Raw genomic sequence first — 17,741 nt, forward strand, 5'->3', positions numbered from 1 at the left:
CAGCGTCACCCATGCCTTTTGCGGCGACTGCAACCGCGCACGCCGCACGGATCAGCCGCCGATGTAGCTCATCTCGATGCGCCTGCGCTGCGTGCCCGTGCTGGCCGGCAGGCTGGCGCGCAGCTCGGAGTAGCGGTCGCTGCGCTGCTGCCAGATGGGGGCCAGCGCGGAGGCGACCTCGGCATCGCTGGCGCCGCTGCGCAGCAGGCTGCGCAGGTCCCAGCCTTCGGAGGCGAACAGGCACAGGTACAGCCGGCCTTCGGTGGACAGGCGTGCGCGGTTGCAGTCGCCGCAAAAGGCATGGGTGACGCTGCTGATCACGCCGACCTCGCCCAGCGACGGGTCGTGCAGGCCGCGTGCGTCGGCATAGCCCCAGCGCACGGCCGTCTCGCCGGTGGCGCTGGGCTGCAGCGGCACCAGGGGCAGTTCGGCGCGCAGCCGGGCGATGACCTCGTCGGAGGGCAGGACCTCGTCCATGCGCCAGCCGTTGGTCGCGCCCACATCCATGTATTCGATGAAGCGCAAGGTCACGCCCGTGCCCTGGAAGTGGCGCGCCATGGGCAGGATCTGGTCTTCGTTGGTGCCGCGCTTGACCACCATGTTGACCTTGATGTTGGTCAGGCCCGCGGCCTGGGCCGCCTCGATGCCGGCCAGCACGTCGGAGACCGGGAAGTCCACGTCGTTCATGCTGCGGAACACCGCGTCGTCCAGCCCGTCCAGGCTCACGGTGACGCGGTTCAGGCCGGCGTCCTTGAGCGCGCGGGCCTTGCGGGCCAGCAGGGAGCCGTTGGTGGTCAGCGTCAGGTCCAGGGGCTGGCCGCCGGGCGTGCGCAGGGCGGAGAGCTGCTCCACCAGCGTTTCCACGTTCTTGCGCAGCAGCGGCTCGCCGCCCGTCAGCCGGATCTTCTGCACGCCGTGCTGCACGAACAGGCGTGCCGTGCGCGTGATTTCCTCGAAACTCAGCAGCGAGCCGTGCGGCAGGTAGCTGTAGTTCTTGTCGAAGACTTCCTTGGGCATGCAGTAGCTGCAGCGGAAGTTGCAGCGGTCGGTGATGCTGATGCGCAGGTCGCGCAGCGACCGGCCAAGCCTGTCCTGCAGATCGCCGGTGGGCGTCTGCAGCAGACTTGGCACGGCGGCCGGGCGCGTGGGGGAGCGCTCGTCGACCAGGGGGATCACTCGTTCTGCCATGCCTGCGATTTTGCCCGAATGCCTATGTCCAGGCACTGCGCAAGCCTGCAGTTCTTGATCTGTGTCTAGACGCAGCGCGCTCCGTCCACCTCGATGCAGGTGCCGCTGATGAAGGCGGCCTCGTCGCTGGCCAGATACAGCGCGGCATTGGCCACGTCCAGCGCTGTGGAAAAGCGGCCCAGCGGAATCGTCGCGCGAAAGCGCGCGCGGCGCTCCTCGTCCACGGGGCCGCCGGCAAACTCGGCGGCCAGGCCGGTGTCCGGGTTGAACACGGGGTTGATGCAGTTGACGCGGATGTTCTCGGGCCCGAGCTCGGCCGCCATGGACTTGCTGGTGATGATGACGGCACCCTTGGAGCCGTTGTACCAGGTCAGCCCCGGCCGAGGGCGCAGGCCTGCCGTGGAGGCGATGTTGATGAAGCTGCCGCCGCCAGGGCGGCCATCGGCCAGCGCCGGGTTGGCGCGCATGGCGGGCACGCCGTGCACGGCAGAAAGGTAGATGCTCTTGACGTTGATGGCGTAGACGCGGTCGAACTCGGCCTCGCTGACTTCGAGCATGGGGCGGTTGCGGTGCGTCCAGCCCGCGTTGTTGACGAAGGCATCGAGCCGGCCATGCGCCTGCAGCGTGGCCTCCACCAGGGCCTTGACCTGTTCGCTGCTTGTCATGTCCGCCTGCACGAAAAGTGCCCGGCCGCCTTCGGCGGTGATGGACTGTGCCACGCGCGTGCCGGCCTCGCGGTCGATGTCGTTGACGATGACCCGGGCACCTTCGGCGGCCAGCCGCTGTGCGATGCCGGCCCCGATGCCGCTGCCGGCGCCTGTGACGATGATGGATTTGTCCTGGACACGCATCGGGCTTTGCTCCTCGGTCGGGGGTCAGGCCCCCTGGGTTTCGGTGGTTGCTGTGGTTGCCGGGATCGGGGTCGCGCCGCCTGTGCCGGGCTGCCAGCCCACGAATTGCGGGTAATAGCGGGCCACGCCGGGGCCATTGAAGTCCCAGCCCAGGCACTGGCCCAGGTGGCGTGGCGGCTGGCTGGGGTCGGCATCGCCAAAGACGCCCGGCACGGACTGGAAGGCGGCGGTGGCCATGTTGAACAGCAGCTCGCGCAGATGCGTGCAGCTGGCCACGCCGCCCAGGTTCTCGTTGATGGCCTTGCGCCAGCCGCGCGCCATGCTGCAGCCCACCATTTTTTGCAGGGCCCGCGTGGCCTCGGGGCAGTGGCCCAGCGGGTGGGAATCCATGACGACCTCGATGGCCTGCACCGTCAGGCGGGCATCGACCGTGGTGCGTATCCACATGTGGTGTATGGCCGTGCCGGCGGGCATGTGGCGGCCGCCGCTCAGTTCGATGTCATGGGTTTTGCTGTCGCGCAGCTCGCCTTCGATATCCCAGAGGCCGTCGGCGCGGGCGTAGCTGCGGTAGCGCACGTCGCGTTCATGCTGGGGCGTGCGGTCGGGAATGGGGGACAAGGGCATGGGGGAAGCTGTTCTTTCTGTCGCGGGCTGCCGGCTGGCGCCGGGCATCCCGCGATTTTCCGTCATGCGCCAGGATCAGCCATGCCGTATGGCGACGGTCTTCAGCGTGGTAAAGCCGTAGAGCGCCTCGAAGCCCTTTTCGCGGCCATGGCCGCTGGACTTGACGCCGCCGAAGGGCAGCTCCACGCCGCCACCGGCGCCGTAGTTGTTGACGAAGACCTGGCCGCAGCGCAGGCGCCGCGCCATGCGCAACTGGCGCGCGCCGTCGCGCGTCCACAGGCCGGCCACCAGGCCGTAGGCCGTGCCGTTGGCCAGTTGCACGGCATGGTCCTCGTCATGGAAGGGCATGGCGCAGAGCACGGGGCCGAAAATCTCTTCCTGCGCCAGCCGGTGCTCGGGCGGCACGTCGCGCAGCAGGGTGGGCGCCTGGTAAAAGCCGCTGTCGGGCGCATCCTCGACGATCTGGCCCTGCGCCACCACGGCAATGCCGGCCACCTGGGCGTCGGACAGGAAATCCCAGACGCGCTGCTGCTGGCTGGCGCGGATCAGCGGCCCCAGGTCCAGGTCCATGGCAGCCGGGCCAACGCGCAGCGCCTCGAAGGCCTGGCCCAGGCGTTCGAGCAGCGGCTCGTAGATCAGCGAGTCGATCAGCACGCGCGAACCTGCCGAGCAGGTCTGGCCCGCGTTCTGCACGATGGCGTTGACGATGGCGGGCACGGCGGCATCGAGGTCCGCGTCTGCAAACACGATCTGCGGGCTCTTGCCGCCCAGCTCCAGCGTGACGGGGCAGTGGCGCTCGGCAGCGGCCTGCTGGATCAGCGTGCCCACGCCGGGGCTGCCCGTGAAGCTCAGGTGGTCTACGCCGGGATGGCGCGCCAGGGCCTCGCCCACCTCGTGACCCAGGCCGGTGACCACGTTGAAGGCGCCGGCTGGAAAGCCGGCCTCGGTGGCCAGCCGCGCCACGCGCAGCACGGACAGGCAGGCGTCTTCCGACGGCTTGACCACACAGGTATTGCCCGCAGCCAGCGCCGCGCCCACGCTGCGGCCCAGGATCTGCATGGGATAGTTCCAGGGCACGATGTGGCCGGTCACGCCGTGGGGCTCGCGCCAGGTCAGGGCGCTGTAGCCCTGCTGGTAGGGCAGGGTCTCACCGTGCAGCTTGTCGCAGGCGCCGGCATAGAACTCGAAGTAGCGCGCCAGCGCCAGCACATCGGCACGGGCCTGGCGCGTGGGCTTGCCGCAGTCGCGCTGCTCAATGGCCGTGAGCTCATCGGCATGCTGGAGCACGCTGCCCGACAGGCGCATCAGCAGGCGACCGCGCTCTGCGGCAGAAAGCTTGCTCCAGACGCTGTCCTGGCACTCGCGCGCCGAACGCACGGCCAGGTCGATGTCCTGGGGCGAGCCGCGCTGCAGCTCGTCGAAAGCCTGCCCGTCCGACGGGTCCAGCACGGGGATCGTGCGTCCCGACTCCGTGGGCACGGACGCATTGCCGATGTAGTGGTATTGCATGGAGCCCGATTGTGGGGTGCCCGCGCCGCTTGTCCAGTCCCGGGCGTTGCTGCGTCCCCTCGATCGCCTTGGTGGCTCCAGCGGCTACAGCGGCTTCAGTGGCTTCAGTCCTCGGGCCAGCCCGCGTCGCGCAGGCCCTGCCGGTCCAGCACCTCCATCTTGCCGCGCCGCAGTTGCAGGCAACCGGCCTGCTGCAGCTCCTGCAGGATCTGGTTGGTGGTCTGGCGCGACAGGCCCAGCATGCGCGCCAGCTGTTCCTGGGAAACATCCAGCTCGCGGCGCCAGCGCTGGCGGCCCTGGCCGTCCGGCTGCCACTGGTCAAAGCCTTCGGCCATGCGCACCAGGCGCCGCGCCAGACGCTGCGGCGCAGGCAGCAGCGTGTGCTCCTCCAGCGCCATCAGACACACGCGCAGCTTGTCGGTCAGCAGCAAGGCCAGCACCTGCCAGTGTTCGGGATGGGCCGCCAGCCATGCCTGCAGTGGGGCCTGGGGCACGTGCAGCACGGTGCAGGCCGTGGCTGCCTGGGCATCGTGGGTGCGCTCGGCTCCATCGAACAGCGCGATTTCCCCCAGCCACATGGGAGGCTCCACCAGGGTCAGCAGCGCCGTGCGGGCCTGCTCGCCGCAGGCGGCCGTTCCCGAGATACTGAGCGCACCACGCGCCACCGCATACAGGCCGCAGGGCGGGTCGCCGCGCCGGAACAGCCAGTCGCCTGCTGCCAGCGTGCGGGGCTGGGCCAGTGCCTTGAGCTGTGCGCCCAGCTCCGGCGGCAGGGCGTGGAACCAGCGGCCCGCCTCGATGGTGGCCCAGAGATCGGCCATGCCCGGCGGGCCGGCCGCAGCACGGCGCCGTACGCCGCGCGGGGCGGCGTGGGCTGCCGGAGCTGCCGGGGCGGGTGCGGGTAAGCCCGAGGTGTGCGATGAGGCTTGTGTCGGATCCATGACAGACGCCAATCCTTGATGACACCACCATGGTTGCGCAACATCCACCGCAGGTGCAGCCTATGAAAACCCTCATCGACCAACTGTCCCAGTACGCGGACTATCACCGTGATCCGCGCAACATCCTCACGCACTTCGTCGGCGTGCCGCTGATCATGTGGGCCGTGGTGATTTTGCTGGCCCGCCTGCAGTGGGCTGCCCCATTGGGCGATGGCCTGCCCGAGCTGCCATTGAGCCTGGCCCTGCTGGCGGCACTGGCGGCAGGCATCTACTACTGTCTGCTGGACCTGCGCTACGGCATCGCCATGGCCCTGGTGCTTGCCCTGATGCTGGCGCTGGCCCAGCCCATCGCCATGCTGCCGATGGGGGCTTGGCTGGGCTGGGGCCTGGGCATCTTCGCCGTGGGCTGGGTGATCCAGTTCGTGGGCCATTACTACGAGGGCCGCAAGCCGGCTTTCCTGGATGACATCGTGGGCCTGGTCATCGGGCCGCTGTTCGTGCTGGCCGAGCTGGGCTTTGCCCTGGGCCTGCGCCGCGAAGTGCAGCATGCGGTGGAGCAGCGCAGCGGGCCCGTGCAGCGGCGCGCGGGCGGCGCACACGCCTGAAAACGGCCCGGGCGCTGCAAGCTTGGCGCAGGCTTGCCGCCGTAGCATGGCAGGCGTTCCTGCGGAGCCATCCGTGGGGGCGTGTGCCTGCGCCTAAAATCACGCTGCTATCCCCCTGCGGGGGCTTTTTTGTTTCAACTCTCCTCATCCATCATGTCTTTCGACAAAGTCACACCGGGCAAGAACGCTCCTGAAACCTTCAACGTGGTCATCGAGATCTCGGCCAACTCCGATCCCATCAAGTACGAAGTGGACAAGGAAAGCGGCGCCGTCTTCGTGGACCGCTTCATGGGCACGGCCATGCACTACCCGGCCAACTACGGCTATGTGCCCCAGACGCTGTCCGGCGACGGCGATCCGGTGGACGTGCTGGTGATGACGCCCTTCCCGCTGCCCCCGGGCGTGGTCGTGGCCTGCCGCCCCATCGGCATCCTGCTGATGGAAGACGAGTCCGGCGTGGATGGCAAGGTCCTGGCCGTACCCACGCAAAAGCTGCTGCCCGCCTACGACAAGATCAACACGCTGGAAGACATCCACGAGATCACCCTCAAGCAGATCCAGCATTTCTTCGAGCACTACAAGGACCTGGAAAAGGGCAAGTGGGTCAAGGTGCTGGGCTGGAAGGGCGTGGACGAGGCCAAGAAGGAAGTCGTGGACGGCATCGCCAACTACAAGGGCTGATCCTTTTCACTCCCGTTGAGGGAGTCTCAACTGCGCTGAGGTAAATGCCCGCTTCGCAGTTGATACAATTTGAAACGCACCCGTTGCCTACGCGCCGGGTGCGTTTTTTGTTTTGTCGTGGATCAGGGTTTGGACAGATCAATCAGGCGCTGGTGCGAGCCATCAGCCCGGGAGCGAGCAAATGAAGTTGGCAGATTGGCGCATGGGCACGAAGCTGGGCATGGGATTCCTCGTCATGGTCCTGTTCTCGGCCATCCTGGGGGCTGTGGCCTGGTTGCAACTGGCGCAGATGCACCGCAACGCATTGCATTTGTCGGATGTGGCCCTGCCCAGCATGTTCCATGCGGGCGCCATGCGCTCCGAGTACAACCGCCTGCGCCGCCACGAGGCCGGCATCGCCTCGGCGCGCAGCCTGGGCGAGGTCGATGGCTTTGCCAAGCAGGTGCAGGACCGGCTGCAGACCATCGGCGAGCATGAGACGGCGCTGCGTGCGCTGATCGACCAGCAGGCCCTGCGCGCGGCCTTTGACGACTACCTCGGCTTCAAGCAGCAGTTCCTGGCCATGCATGCGCGCCTGCTGGAGCGCGCGCGTGCCGGCAACTATTCGACCACCGAGGAGCAGGCCTTCATGGCCGACGAGATGGGGCTGATGTTCGCCGGCGAATCCGAGGCGCAGTTCGGCAAGCTGGCCGAAAGCGCCGGCCGCCTGCTGACCCTGCAGCGCGAGGCGGGAGAGCAGGCGCGCCAGCAGGCGCAGGCAGGCTTTGACCTCGCCCGCATCTGGGTGCTGGGCACGCTGGCCGTGGTGGTGGCCATTGCCGCCCTGGTGGGATGGTCCATCACGCGTGCCGTGACCGGCCCCGTCGCCCAGGCCGTCCATGTGGCGCGCAACGTGGCGGCCGGCCATCTGGAGACGCCGGTCACCAGCCGCCGCCGCGACGAAATGGGCCAGCTCATCAACGCACAGGAAGACATGCGCCGCAAGCTCGCCGAGCTGGTGGGCGAGGTGCGTGGCAACGCGCAGGGCGTGGCACTGGCCGCCGGTGAGATCGCCCAGGGCAATGCCGATCTGTCGGCGCGCACCGAAAGCCAGGCCAGCGCGCTGGAGGAAACGGCAGCCTCCATGGAGCAACTGGGCGCCACCGTGCGGCAGAACGCCGACAGCGCGCGCCAGGCCAACCAGATGGCGGCCTCCGCATCGGGCATCGCCGCGCGTGGGGGCGAAGTCGTGGCCCAGGTGGTGGACACCATGAAGGGCATCAACGACAGCAGCCGCCAGATCGCGGACATCATCGGCGTGATCGACGGCATTGCCTTCCAGACCAACATTCTTGCGCTGAACGCGGCCGTGGAAGCGGCCCGCGCTGGCGAGCAGGGCCGGGGCTTTGCCGTGGTGGCGGGCGAGGTCCGTTCGCTGGCCCAGCGCAGCGCCGAGGCGGCCAAGGAGATCAAGGCGCTGATCCAGGCCAGCGAGCAGCGCGTGGAGCAGGGCACGCAACTGGTGGACAAGGCCGGCGAGACCATGTCGGAAATCGTCACCGCCATCCGGCGCGTGACGGACATCATGGGCGAGATCAGCGCGGCCAGCAGCGAGCAGAGCGCGGGCGTGGCCCAGGTGGGCGATGCCATCACGCAGATGGACCAGGCCACGCAGCAGAACGCGGCCCTGGTGGAGCAAAGCGCCGCCGCCGCCCAGTCGCTGCAGCAGCAGGCACAGGCCATGGTGGCCTCGGTCTCGGTATTCCGCACGGCCGCTGCCGATGCGCCAGCTGTCACTGTGGCGACTGCCGCAGCATCGCGCGCAACGGTTGTTGCCTCCCTGGCATCGCGTCCGGCCCTGGCTCCCATGGCCGCCGGGCCGGCGCAACAGATCGCTGCGGCCACCCCGGCCAAGGCCACCAAGGCCACCAAGGCCACCAAGACGACCACCGCCGACGATGAGGAGTGGGCCGCATTCTGAGGCCTCACGCGCAGTTCGGCTCCCTTTTCTGGCGGCTCCATGCTTTGCATGGGGCCGCTTTCCTTTTGTGTCTGCCGCTGAGCTGGCGCAAGACGGGAGCGAGAGGCTGTGGCACAAATCTGCCAGTGAAGGTTTCTGCCTACTACCAGTCCCTGAACTTGTCCTGAACAATGCCTGGATACTGGCAGAATGTAAGTGGATGTAGTCCTATTCTTACAGCGTGAACAATGGCGGCTTCTGGCGCCGCTCCCTAGGAACGAAGGGGTATCCCGTGATCACCTTGTTCTCATGGCCGCCACGCCTGGCGGCAATCAGTCTTCCAGCGGACCGCGCCACCGCGGCGGCTCTCCCTCTCCGATCCCTGCCAACAAGCCGACTTGCGCGGTTGCGGCAGATCTGTTTTTGCGAAGTCCGCGCCGGGCCTGGCTGACGCCTGTCCATGGCGCAACACAAAGCTAGGCACAACAAGATGGCAGGACTTCGACAAGAAAGACGAACGTGAAAAACCTCAAGATCTCAACGCGCATGCTGGGCACCTTCGGCCTGCTGGTGCTGCTGCTGCTGGCCGTGGTGGCTGCGGCGCTGGTGCAGTTGCGCGCCATGCGCGCCAGCATGGAAGTCATCACGGGCAACGCCATGCCCAGCGTGGAAGTGATCAACCAGATCGGCACCGATGTCGTGCGCACGCGCCTTCTGGAAGTGCGCCATGTCAACAATGACGATGCCGCCTACAAGACCGATTCGGAAAAGCAGCTGGAACAACTGCAGCGCCGCCTGGCCGAGCGCAAGAAGGCCTATGAGCCGCTGCTGTCATCGGACGAAGAACGCAGGCTCTACGCGCAACTGGTCCAGGAACGCGAGCGCTACCAGCAACTGAGCCAGCAGGTGCTGGCGCTGTCGCGCCAGGGCGAGAAGGAAAAGGCCCAGGCGGTGCTGGGCGGCGAGTCGCTGAAGCTCTACAACGATTCGTCGAACACGCTGGATCTGCTGGTCAAGCTCAACAGTGATGCCGCCTTGCAGGAAAGCCGCAACGCCGAGGCCGTGTACGGGCGCTCGGTCGTCGTCCTCAGCGTGGCGGCGCTGGCGGCCGTGCTGCTGGCCGTGCTGGCCGGCCTGTGGCTGACGCGCTCCATCCGCGCGCCGCTGGCGCATGCGGTCGATGCCGCAGACCGCGTGGCCAACGGCGACCTGGGCGGGACCATCCGCATCGACCGCAATGACGAAACCGGCCTGCTGCTGGGCGCGCTGCAGCGCATGCAATCGAGCCTGGTGCAGACCGTGCGCAGCGTGCGCCAGAACGCCGAAGGCGTGGCCTCGGCCAGCGCGCAGATTGCCTCGGGCAATGCCGACCTGTCCAGCCGCACGGAAGAGCAGGCCAGTGCCCTGGAGCAGACGGCAGCCTCCATGGAGGAGCTGGGCTCCACCGTGCGCCAGAACGCCGACAACGCACGCCAGGCCAATCAGCTGGCGCTCAATGCATCCAGCGTTGCGCGCCGTGGCGGCGAAGTGGTGGCCGAGGCCGTGGAGACCATGAAGGGCATCAACGACAGCAGCCGGCGCATCGGCGACATCATCGGCGTGATCGACTCCATTGCCTTCCAGACCAACATCCTCGCGCTCAATGCCGCGGTGGAGGCGGCCCGCGCAGGTGAGCAGGGCCGGGGCTTCGCCGTGGTCGCGGGCGAGGTGCGATCGCTGGCCCAGCGCAGCGCCGAGGCCGCCAAGGAAATCAAGGCGCTGATCACGGCCAGCGTGGAGCGTGTGGAGCAGGGCTCGCAACTGGTGGACCGCGCAGGCACGACCATGACCGAAGTGGTGGCCGCCATCGGCCGGGTCACCGACATCATGGGCGAGATCAGCTCGGCCAGCACTGAGCAGAGCTCCGGCGTGGCCCAGGTTGGCGAAGCCGTCACGCAGATGGACCAGACCACGCAGCAGAACGCGGCCCTGGTCGAGGAAAGCGCGGCCGCCGCTGCCTCGCTGCGCAAGCAGGCGCAGGACCTGGTCGAGGCCGTGGCCGTCTTCCAGTTGCCCCGTGGCGCCACGGACAGCCATGCGCATGTGCCGCACAGGGTGGCGGCACCGGCCAGCGCCGCAACGCGCCCCGCAGCCCCGCCTGTCCGGCCTGCCCCACCCGCCAGCCCTGCGCGGCCTGCGGCCCTGGGCGGCGGCGGTGCGCCTGCAGGCGGCGAGACGCTGGCCCGCCGGCTTGAGCGCGATGCCACACCCCCCATCCGGCCGCGCGCCGGACCCACGCAGGCCGGCAAGCCGGCACCACGCCAGCCCGGCCAGCCCGGTCAGGGCGATGACGACTGGGAAACCTTCTGAGCCTTGGCCCTGGCCTTACCCCTGGCGCAGCGGGCTGTGGGCCTGCAGCTCCTGCAGATAGCCGGCCATGCCCTCGCCCTCGCGGTCCAGAAAGCGCGAGATGGCATCGGCAAAGGACGGGTGGGCAATCCAGTGGGCGCTGGGGGTGACCACGGGCAACAGTGCCCGTGCCATCTTGTGCTCGCCCTGGGCGCCTCCCTCGAAATGCGCAATGCCGCGTTCTATGCACCAGGCGATGGGCTGGTAGTAGCAGGCCTCGAAATGCAGGCAATCCACGCGCTCCAGTGCACCCCAGTAGCGGCCGTAGGCCGTTCCCTGCGGGGTCTGCGGCGCGTGGGCGCGTCCGCCTGGATGGCCCGCTGACAGCCTTGCGGCCGCAGCATCCAGCGCGATCAGGCTGCAGGCCATGGGCTGGCCGTCGCGCTCGGCGATGAACATCAGCCAGGCCTCGGGCATCTGGCGCGCCATGGCCTCGAAGAAGGCCGGTTCGAGGTACGGGGCGTTGCCATGCTCCAGGTAGGTTCGCTCGTGGCAGCGGTAGAAAAAGGCCCAGTCCTGTGCGCCCATGTCCGGCCCGTGCAGGGCGCGAAAGCGCACGCCGGCCTCATGCACCTTGCGCCTTTCCTGGCGTATCTTCTTGCGCTTTTCCTGGTTCAGCGTCGCCAGAAAGTGTTCGAAATCGCCGTGCCCGGCGCCATCGGCGCCCTGGTTGGTCCAGTGGAACTGCACGGTGCTGCGCTGCATCCAGCCGTCGGCATCGCAGGCTGCCAGATCCTCTGCATCGCTGAACAGCAGGTGCAGCGAAGACAGCTGCTGCGCCTGGGCCCATTCGCGCACCGCGCGCACCAGGGCTGCACGCAGCAAGGGCGTGCGCGCCAGCAGGCGGCTGCCCGGCACGGGCGTGAAAGGCACGGCCAGCACGCCCTTGGGGTAGTAATCCAGCCCGTGCTGGGCGTAGGCACGTGCCCAGGCAAAGTCGAACACGTACTCGCCATAGGAGTGCGCCTTGGCGTAGACCGGGCAGGCGGCGACCAGCTCGCCGCCCTGCCAGAGCGTGACCACGCGGCCGGCCCAGCCGGTTTGCGGCACGGCGCTGCCGCTGGATTCCAGCGCGCTCAGGTACTCGTGGCGCATGAAGGGAGTGGGCGCGGCCTGCGATGCCAGCAGCGCATTCCATGCCTGGGCATCGAGCTGCTGCACGCTGTCCAGCACGCGGGTGATAATTGCGGTTTCAGCCATGCCATTCCTTGCAGGCCGGTGTGACGCGCGCTGCCGCCTTTCGCTGTGGGGTGGCCTTGTCGGCCCTGTTGGCTCCATTGCATTCCATGACGCTCTCCATCTGCACTGCCCAGCTCAACTTTGTCGTGGGCGACCTGCCCGGCAATGTCCAGAAAATCATTGCCGCAGCCCGTGAAGCTTATGCCACGGGAGCACGCTTGCTGCTGACGCCCGAGCTTGCCCTGTGCGGCTATGCGGCCGAAGACCTGTATCTGCGCCCCGCCTTTCTGGATGCCTGCGACCAGGCCGTGCAGCAGCTTGCGCTGGAGACCGCGCAATGGCCGGGCCTGGCGCTGGTGCTGGGCCATCCCTGGCGCGACCCGGGCGCCGGTGGCGCGTTGCGCAATGCGGCCAGCGTGCTGCGCGACGGGCGCGTGGAATGCAGCCATGCCAAGCAATGCCTGCCCAACTACGGCGTGTTCGACGAGCAGCGCTACTTTGTGGCCGGCCAATCGCCCTGCGTGATCGAAGTGCAGGGTGTGCGCGTGGGCCTGCTGATCTGCGAGGACGCCTGGCATCCCGAACCCGCACGCGCCGCCGCCCAGGCCGGTGCGCAATTGCTGGCCGTGATCAATGCCTCGCCCTTCCATGAGGGCAAGCAGGCCGAACGCGAAGCCACGCTGGCCGCGCGTGCGTGCGAGACCGGCTTGCCCCTGGTCTACGCACATCTGGTTGGCGGCCAGGATGAAATCGTCTTTGATGGCAGCTCCTTTGCCGTGCAGGCGGACGGCTCCATTGCCGCGCGCGCGCCGGCCTTTGCCGAGGCCTTGCCGCGGGTGGAGGTCCGCACGGGCGGGCATGCGCTGGTGCTGGCCGGCGAGGTGATTGCGCAGCCAGGGCACCTGCCGGCGCTGTGGTCCGCCCTGGTGCTGGCCGTGCGCGACTACGTGGGCAAGAACCGTTTCCCCGGCGCCCTGCTGGGCCTGTCGGGCGGTATCGACTCGGCCCTGGTGCTGGCGATTGCAGTCGATGCCCTGGGAGCTGACAAGGTGCATACGGTGATGATGCCTTCGCCCTATACGGCCGACATCAGCTGGATCGACGCGCGTGACATGGCCGAGCGCGTGGGCGTGCGCTATGACGAAATCTCCATCGCACCGCAGTTCGAGGCCTTCAAGGCCGCCCTGGCCCCGGCCTTCGCGGGCCGCGCCGAGGACACGACCGAAGAAAACCTGCAGGCCCGCATCCGCGGCACCTTGCTGATGGGCCTGTCCAACAAGTTCGGCTCCGTGGTGCTGACCACGGGCAACAAGAGCGAGATGTCCACCGGCTACTGCACGCTCTATGGCGACATGGCGGGCGGCTTTGCGGTGATCAAGGACGTGCTCAAGACCGAGGTCTTTGCGCTGGCGCGCTGGCGCAATGCCAACGATCCGTTCGGCACGGGGCTGGACCCCATTCCGGATCGCATCATCACGCGCCCGCCCAGCGCCGAACTGCGCCCTGACCAGAAAGACCAGGACAGCCTGCCCGCTTATGAGGTGCTCGATGCCATCGTGCGCCGTTACATGGAAAATAACGAAAGCATCGCCTCCATCGTGGCCGACGGATACGCCAGCGCCGATGTGGAGCGAGTGACGCGCCTGATCCAGATCAACGAGTACAAACGCCGCCAGGCGCCCGTGGGGCCGCGACTGACGCGCCGCAGCTTCGGCAAGGATTGGCGCTACCCCATCACCAACCGCTTTCGCGCTTGAAGCACCTGAGGCGGCGGGGTTTCCCGGCCAGCCGTCTTGCCCCGTATTGCATGCACTGAGGAGTTCACCCCATGAAAATGATCACCGCCATCATCAAGCCGTTCAAGCTGGAAGAGGTCCGCGAGGCACTGGCCGACTGCGGCGTCAACGGCCTGACCGTCACCGAGGTCAAGGGCTTTGGCCGCCAGAAGGGCCATACCGAGCTTTACCGCGGTGCTGAGTACGTGGTGGACTTCCTGCCCAAGGTGAAGATCGAGGTCGTGGTCCGCACCGAGGACGTGGACCGCTGCGTGGACGCCATCGTCAACGTGGCGCGCACGGGCAAGATCGGTGACGGCAAGATCTTCGTCACGGCCGTGGAGCGCGTGGTGCGCATCCGTACCGGCGAGCTCGACGACGGAGCCATTTGAGTCCGAGAGCAGGGCAGGGCGCATTCGGCGCCCTGCATTCCTGATATCTCGACGCTGGCGGCCATCCTCTCAAGGGTGGCCGTTTCCGTTTCCGCTTGTGTTCAGATCACGGCGCGCAAGGGCGCAGTCTCCAGGCCCGTGCCGGCGTTCTGCACCAGGGATTGCAGCAGCGTGGGGATGTCGCTGCCGCTTTCGATCAGTCCCATCTGCCACTCGCCCATGAAGCCATGGCCCACGCAGGTCTGCAGGAACTGCAGCATGCTGTCGTAGTAGCCATCCACATTGAGCAGGCCGATGGGCTTGTCGTGGTAGCGCAGCTGGCGCCAGGTCCAGACCTCGAACAATTCCTCGAAGGTGCCTATGCCGCCGGGCAGGGCGACGAAGGCATCGCTGCGCTCGGCCATCATGGCCTTGCGCTCGTGCATGGTCTGGACGATGTGCAGTTCATCGCAGGCATGGTTGGCCAGTTCCTTGTCCACCAGCGCCTGCGGGATCACGCCCACGACGCGGCCGCCGGCCTGCCGCGTGGCTTCGGCCACCTCGCCCATCAGGCCGCTGCGGCCGCCTCCATAGACCAGCTGGCCGCCGTGCTCGCCGATCCAGCGGCCGGTGGCGCGGGCCGCCTCGATGAATCCGGGCTGGTCGCCGGGGCGCGAGCCGCAATACACACAAATGGAAAACGTGGGATTTGTCATGCAATGAACCGTTGATAGAGGGCGGCCAGCCAGACGCCGGCGCACAGCAGCAGCGCCAGCATCACGGCCGCGCTGCCCATGTCCTTGGCCTGCTTGGACAGAACGTGCCATTCGGGGCCTATGCGATCGACCACGGCCTCGATGCCGCTGTTGAGCAGCTCCACGATCAGCACCAGCAAGACGGTGCCCGCCAGCAGTGCGACCTCGATCCAGCTGCTTCCCAGCCAGAAGGCGGCAGGGATCAGCACGATGGCGGCCAGCGCTTCCTGGCGGAAGGCTTTTTCATTCCATCCGGCGCGAAGGCCCGACAGCGAATAGCCTGCTGCGTGCCAGACACGCGTCAGGCCTGTGCGGCTTTTCTGGGGATTGACAGGTGCACTGTCGGTCGGGTCGGGAGATGCGGCGGGCATGCTTGCGAGTGTAGGAGATGCGACGCTGCCTCTGGGCCTGTCAGTGCTTTTTCCTGGGTGCCGGTGCCTGGTGGATCAACTGGGTGCCGGCCCATGCGTCATGCCAGAACTGGCGGCGCGGATGAAAGCGGCTGAGCAGCGCCCAGAGCGCCACCCACAGCACCAGCAGCATCAGCGTGGTCAGTGCAGGCACGCCGGTCGAGTAAGCCGCCAGCGGCGGCAGCAGCCAGATCCAGCTGAACACATAGCGCCGCAGCGCGCGCAACTGGCTGACGGGCTGGCCAGCTGCATCCACCAGGCGGATGTGCCAGGTCTTCATGGCCAGCGTCTGGCCCTTGGACCAGAACCAGACGAAATAGATGCCCAGCACCACGAACATGAAGGCCTGCAGCGCATGGCGGTTGTCCATGGCATTGCGTGTCTGCGACAGGGTGCCGAACAGATAGCCTGCAATGAAGACCACGCCGAACAGCAGCATGCCCTCGTAGAGCCAGCAGGCCATGCGCCGCGCCAGTCGCGGGGCCATCTGTGGGGAGGATGCGATTGCGGCTGCCGTGGTGGAGGCGGGGGATGTGGCGTTCGTCATGCGGACGGGGAGATCGGTGCGTCAGTGCGTCAATGCGAGAGGGGCGCTTCGCCGTGCGATGGCTGGGATGCAGCATCGGGGCTGTCATGCAGTTCCATGGGCGGCAAAGGCATGGGCGTGGCCGAGGGCACTTCCACCGGCGCTGTCTCCACCAGCGCCGGCGGGCGCACGGGATGGGTTTCCACGGCCGCAGGGGATGGGGCAGGGGGTACCGGAAGCGGCGGGTTGTAGATGGTGGCGGGCGGAATCTTCGGCGGATTCGGAATGGTGGCCGGAGCCACCGAGGCCGCCGGAATCCGCGCCAGCCGCTTGGGGGCCACGGGCTCTATGGCGGTGGCGGCGCCCTTGGCCTTGGGCGCGGCGCGCGCGGCCAGCAGGCGTTTTTCCTCGTCGCTGAGCGCCTGGTAGGCCTCCCATTGGGCGCGCTTGTCGGTGGCCAGGCGGTTGGTCAGGGCGAAATTCAGGCGGGCCTGGCTGCGCTGCTGGGCGCTGAGGCTGGACCAGGTCTGCATGCGATCGCGCAGCTTTTCCTGCTCTTTTTCACTGAGCTTGTCCCAGCCCTCGGCCAGCGCCATCCAGCGGCGCTTTTGCAGCGCATCCATCATGGACCAGCGCTCGGACAGGGGTTCAAGCACGCTGCTTTGCGCCGGTGTCAGCTCTGCCCAGCGCGGGCCGGAGGCCAGGTCCGTGGCGCGCTGGCGTGTGGCTGCATCACCGTGCAGGGTCTTGGAGGCTGCGATCGTGGCCGGCGAGACGGTGCTGGGTGCCAGCCGTACCTGCTGCACGACGCGCCAGCCGGTCCAGGCCAGCGCCATCAACAGCACCGCCGCCAGGATGGCGGCGGCTGAGCGGTGGAACGCGGCGCGTGAATCAGTGGGCATGCAGGCAGGCAAGGCGGGGATCAGCGTTCCGTGTTGGTGGCCGAAGTCTTCAGGTACTGGATGAAGCCGGGGTCGGCGTAGGCGGCGGGCGGCAGATCATCGGTCAGCAAGGCGGTGTCCACCTCGGCAACCTCTGTCAGACCTGTCTGGTCCGTCTGCACGTTGACGACCACCAGGCCAACGATCAACGCCAGCACCGGCACGGCCGAGATCAGCGCGCGCCACCAGGTGCCGCCCTCGTCGCCCGAGCCCAGCGTCAGCGTGCCGCCCTGAGCCTGGGTTGCGCTGGCGGTCTGCAGCGGTGCAGCGCGCAGTTCGCGCCGGCGAACGGACAGGGCGCGCTCGCGCCCAGCGCGCAGCCGTTCGGTGATGTCGTATGGCAGCAACGCCTCGCCGTCACCCAGGCGCGCGGTGATCCGGCGTGCGATGCGGTCGGCCGCCATTTCGCTGTGGAGAGTGAGAGTGGGCGCAGTCTTCATAGCTCGATTCCTTTGGCCTTCAGTGCCTTGCTCAATGTCTGGATGGCGCGGAAACAATGTGTTTTTACACTTCCTTCGGAACACCCCATCGCGGCAGCGGTCTCCGCGACGTCCATCTCTTCCCAATAACGCATCAGGAAAGCTTCGCGTTGACGTGCTGGAAGCTCCTGTATCTCTTTTTCAATGCTTTGCAAAATCTGGGCCCGCTCGGTCAGATCTTCGGCGCTGCGGGCGGTTTCGCCGTTCTGGCCTGAGTCGGCGTAGGTTTCTAGCCAGTCGAAGTCCGCATCGTCGCCGGCCGAGGCCTCCAGGTCGCTCATGCGGGTGAAGAGGGCGTTCTGCGTTTTTTGCCTGCGAAACCAGTCCAGCGTGCTGTTGGACAGGATGCGCTGGAACAGCATGGGCAGCTCGTTGATGGGCTTGTCGCCATAGTGCTGCGCCAGTTTGAGCATGCTGTCCTGCACGATGTCCAGCGCCGCCTCCTCATCCCGGACGTGAAAAAAGCTGCGCTTGAAGGCTCGCTTTTCTACGCTTTTGAGGAAGTCGGATAGTTCTTGCTCGGTTGCCAAAAGGAACGCAGGCCCGGATGAGGGGCTCGTTGATGAGGGGCTGAACGGG

18 protein-coding genes are annotated in these 17,741 nt (G+C 67.5%); 6 read left to right on the forward strand and 12 right to left on the reverse strand.

The window, feature by feature from the left end; translation table 11 throughout:
- Positions 1–51 precede the first annotated feature (51 nt).
- The 5 genes from moaA to INR38_RS13610 all read right to left on the reverse strand — a co-directional run bounded on the left by moaA (position 52) and on the right by INR38_RS13610 (position 5,113).
- A complete protein-coding gene (gene moaA / locus INR38_RS13590; RefSeq protein ID WP_013801490.1) occupies positions 52–1,188 on the reverse strand; it encodes a GTP 3',8-cyclase MoaA in 1,137 nt (378 codons plus the stop codon).
- Between the two features lie 65 nt (positions 1,189–1,253).
- Positions 1,254–2,039, reverse strand: coding sequence for an SDR family oxidoreductase (locus tag INR38_RS13595; RefSeq protein WP_207442286.1), 786 nt, complete (start codon positions 2,037–2,039; stop codon positions 1,254–1,256).
- A gap of 24 nt (positions 2,040–2,063) precedes the next feature.
- A complete protein-coding gene (locus INR38_RS13600; protein ID WP_043819748.1) occupies positions 2,064–2,663 on the reverse strand; it encodes a DUF2889 domain-containing protein in 600 nt (199 codons plus the stop codon).
- A 75-nt stretch (positions 2,664–2,738) separates the two neighbouring features.
- Positions 2,739–4,172, reverse strand: coding sequence for an aldehyde dehydrogenase family protein (locus INR38_RS13605; protein WP_207442283.1), 1,434 nt, complete (start codon positions 4,170–4,172; stop codon positions 2,739–2,741).
- A 104-nt stretch (positions 4,173–4,276) separates the two neighbouring features.
- Positions 4,277–5,113, reverse strand: a complete 837-nt coding sequence (locus tag INR38_RS13610; RefSeq protein ID WP_013801494.1) for a Crp/Fnr family transcriptional regulator — start codon at positions 5,111–5,113, stop codon at positions 4,277–4,279.
- 62 nt (positions 5,114–5,175) lie between these two features.
- Here INR38_RS13610 and INR38_RS13615 point away from each other — a divergent pair, with 62 nt between their 5' ends.
- The 4 genes from INR38_RS13615 to INR38_RS13630 all read left to right on the forward strand — a co-directional run bounded on the left by INR38_RS13615 (position 5,176) and on the right by INR38_RS13630 (position 10,687).
- The gene (locus INR38_RS13615) at positions 5,176–5,718 is read left to right on the forward strand and encodes an Mpo1-like protein (RefSeq protein WP_012206679.1); all 543 of its coding nucleotides are present in this window, start codon (positions 5,176–5,178) and stop codon (positions 5,716–5,718) included.
- A gap of 153 nt (positions 5,719–5,871) precedes the next feature.
- Positions 5,872–6,399 carry an inorganic diphosphatase gene (gene ppa, locus INR38_RS13620; protein WP_012206678.1) on the forward strand — a complete coding sequence of 176 codons (528 nt, stop codon included), beginning with the start codon at positions 5,872–5,874 and terminating at the stop codon, positions 6,397–6,399.
- A gap of 181 nt (positions 6,400–6,580) precedes the next feature.
- Entirely contained in the window at positions 6,581–8,359 is a 1,779-nt protein-coding gene (locus INR38_RS13625) for a methyl-accepting chemotaxis protein (RefSeq protein WP_207442282.1), read from the forward strand.
- Between the two features lie 498 nt (positions 8,360–8,857).
- Positions 8,858–10,687, forward strand: coding sequence for a methyl-accepting chemotaxis protein (locus INR38_RS13630; RefSeq protein ID WP_207442280.1), 1,830 nt, complete (start codon positions 8,858–8,860; stop codon positions 10,685–10,687).
- Positions 10,688–10,702: 15 nt separating this feature from the next.
- Here INR38_RS13630 and INR38_RS13635 read toward each other — a convergent pair whose 3' ends face one another.
- Positions 10,703–11,926 carry a GNAT family N-acetyltransferase gene (locus tag INR38_RS13635; protein ID WP_207442277.1) on the reverse strand — a complete coding sequence of 408 codons (1,224 nt, stop codon included), beginning with the start codon at positions 11,924–11,926 and terminating at the stop codon, positions 10,703–10,705.
- Between the two features lie 86 nt (positions 11,927–12,012).
- On the opposite strand from INR38_RS13635, the gene INR38_RS13640 reads away from it, so the two are divergent.
- On the forward strand, positions 12,013–13,662 hold the full coding sequence (locus tag INR38_RS13640) for an NAD+ synthase (RefSeq protein WP_034396061.1): 1,650 nt from the start codon (positions 12,013–12,015) through the stop codon (positions 13,660–13,662).
- Positions 13,663–13,733: 71 nt separating this feature from the next.
- Positions 13,734–14,072, forward strand: a complete 339-nt coding sequence (locus INR38_RS13645) for a P-II family nitrogen regulator (protein WP_012206673.1) — start codon at positions 13,734–13,736, stop codon at positions 14,070–14,072.
- A 101-nt stretch (positions 14,073–14,173) separates the two neighbouring features.
- On the opposite strand, the gene INR38_RS13650 is transcribed toward INR38_RS13645, so the two are convergent.
- The 6 genes from INR38_RS13650 to INR38_RS13675 are packed head-to-tail and all read right to left on the reverse strand — an operon-like array spanning position 14,174 to position 17,692.
- The gene (locus INR38_RS13650) at positions 14,174–14,767 is read right to left on the reverse strand and encodes a TIGR00730 family Rossman fold protein (protein ID WP_012206672.1); all 594 of its coding nucleotides are present in this window, start codon (positions 14,765–14,767) and stop codon (positions 14,174–14,176) included.
- On the reverse strand, positions 14,764–15,177 hold the full coding sequence (locus INR38_RS13655; RefSeq protein WP_043819740.1) for a diacylglycerol kinase: 414 nt from the start codon (positions 15,175–15,177) through the stop codon (positions 14,764–14,766). Before INR38_RS13655 ends, INR38_RS13650 begins: the two co-directional genes overlap by 4 nt.
- A 40-nt stretch (positions 15,178–15,217) precedes the next feature.
- Complete coding sequence (locus INR38_RS13660; protein WP_207442271.1) at positions 15,218–15,763, reverse strand: RDD family protein; 546 nt, start codon at positions 15,761–15,763, stop codon at positions 15,218–15,220.
- Positions 15,764–15,792: 29 nt separating this feature from the next.
- The gene (locus INR38_RS13665; RefSeq protein WP_013801503.1) at positions 15,793–16,644 is read right to left on the reverse strand and encodes a DUF3106 domain-containing protein; all 852 of its coding nucleotides are present in this window, start codon (positions 16,642–16,644) and stop codon (positions 15,793–15,795) included.
- A 20-nt stretch (positions 16,645–16,664) separates the two neighbouring features.
- Entirely contained in the window at positions 16,665–17,123 is a 459-nt protein-coding gene (locus tag INR38_RS13670) for a DUF3619 family protein (protein ID WP_043819737.1), read from the reverse strand.
- Positions 17,120–17,692, reverse strand: a complete 573-nt coding sequence (locus INR38_RS13675) for an RNA polymerase sigma factor (protein WP_013801505.1) — start codon at positions 17,690–17,692, stop codon at positions 17,120–17,122. The genes INR38_RS13670 and INR38_RS13675 overlap by 4 nt, the downstream gene beginning before the upstream one ends.
- Positions 17,693–17,741: the final 49 nt, after the last annotated feature.

This window comes from Delftia sp. SD018 (assembly GCF_017355445.1).
Classification (GTDB): domain Bacteria; phylum Pseudomonadota; class Gammaproteobacteria; order Burkholderiales; family Burkholderiaceae_C; genus Comamonas; species Comamonas acidovorans.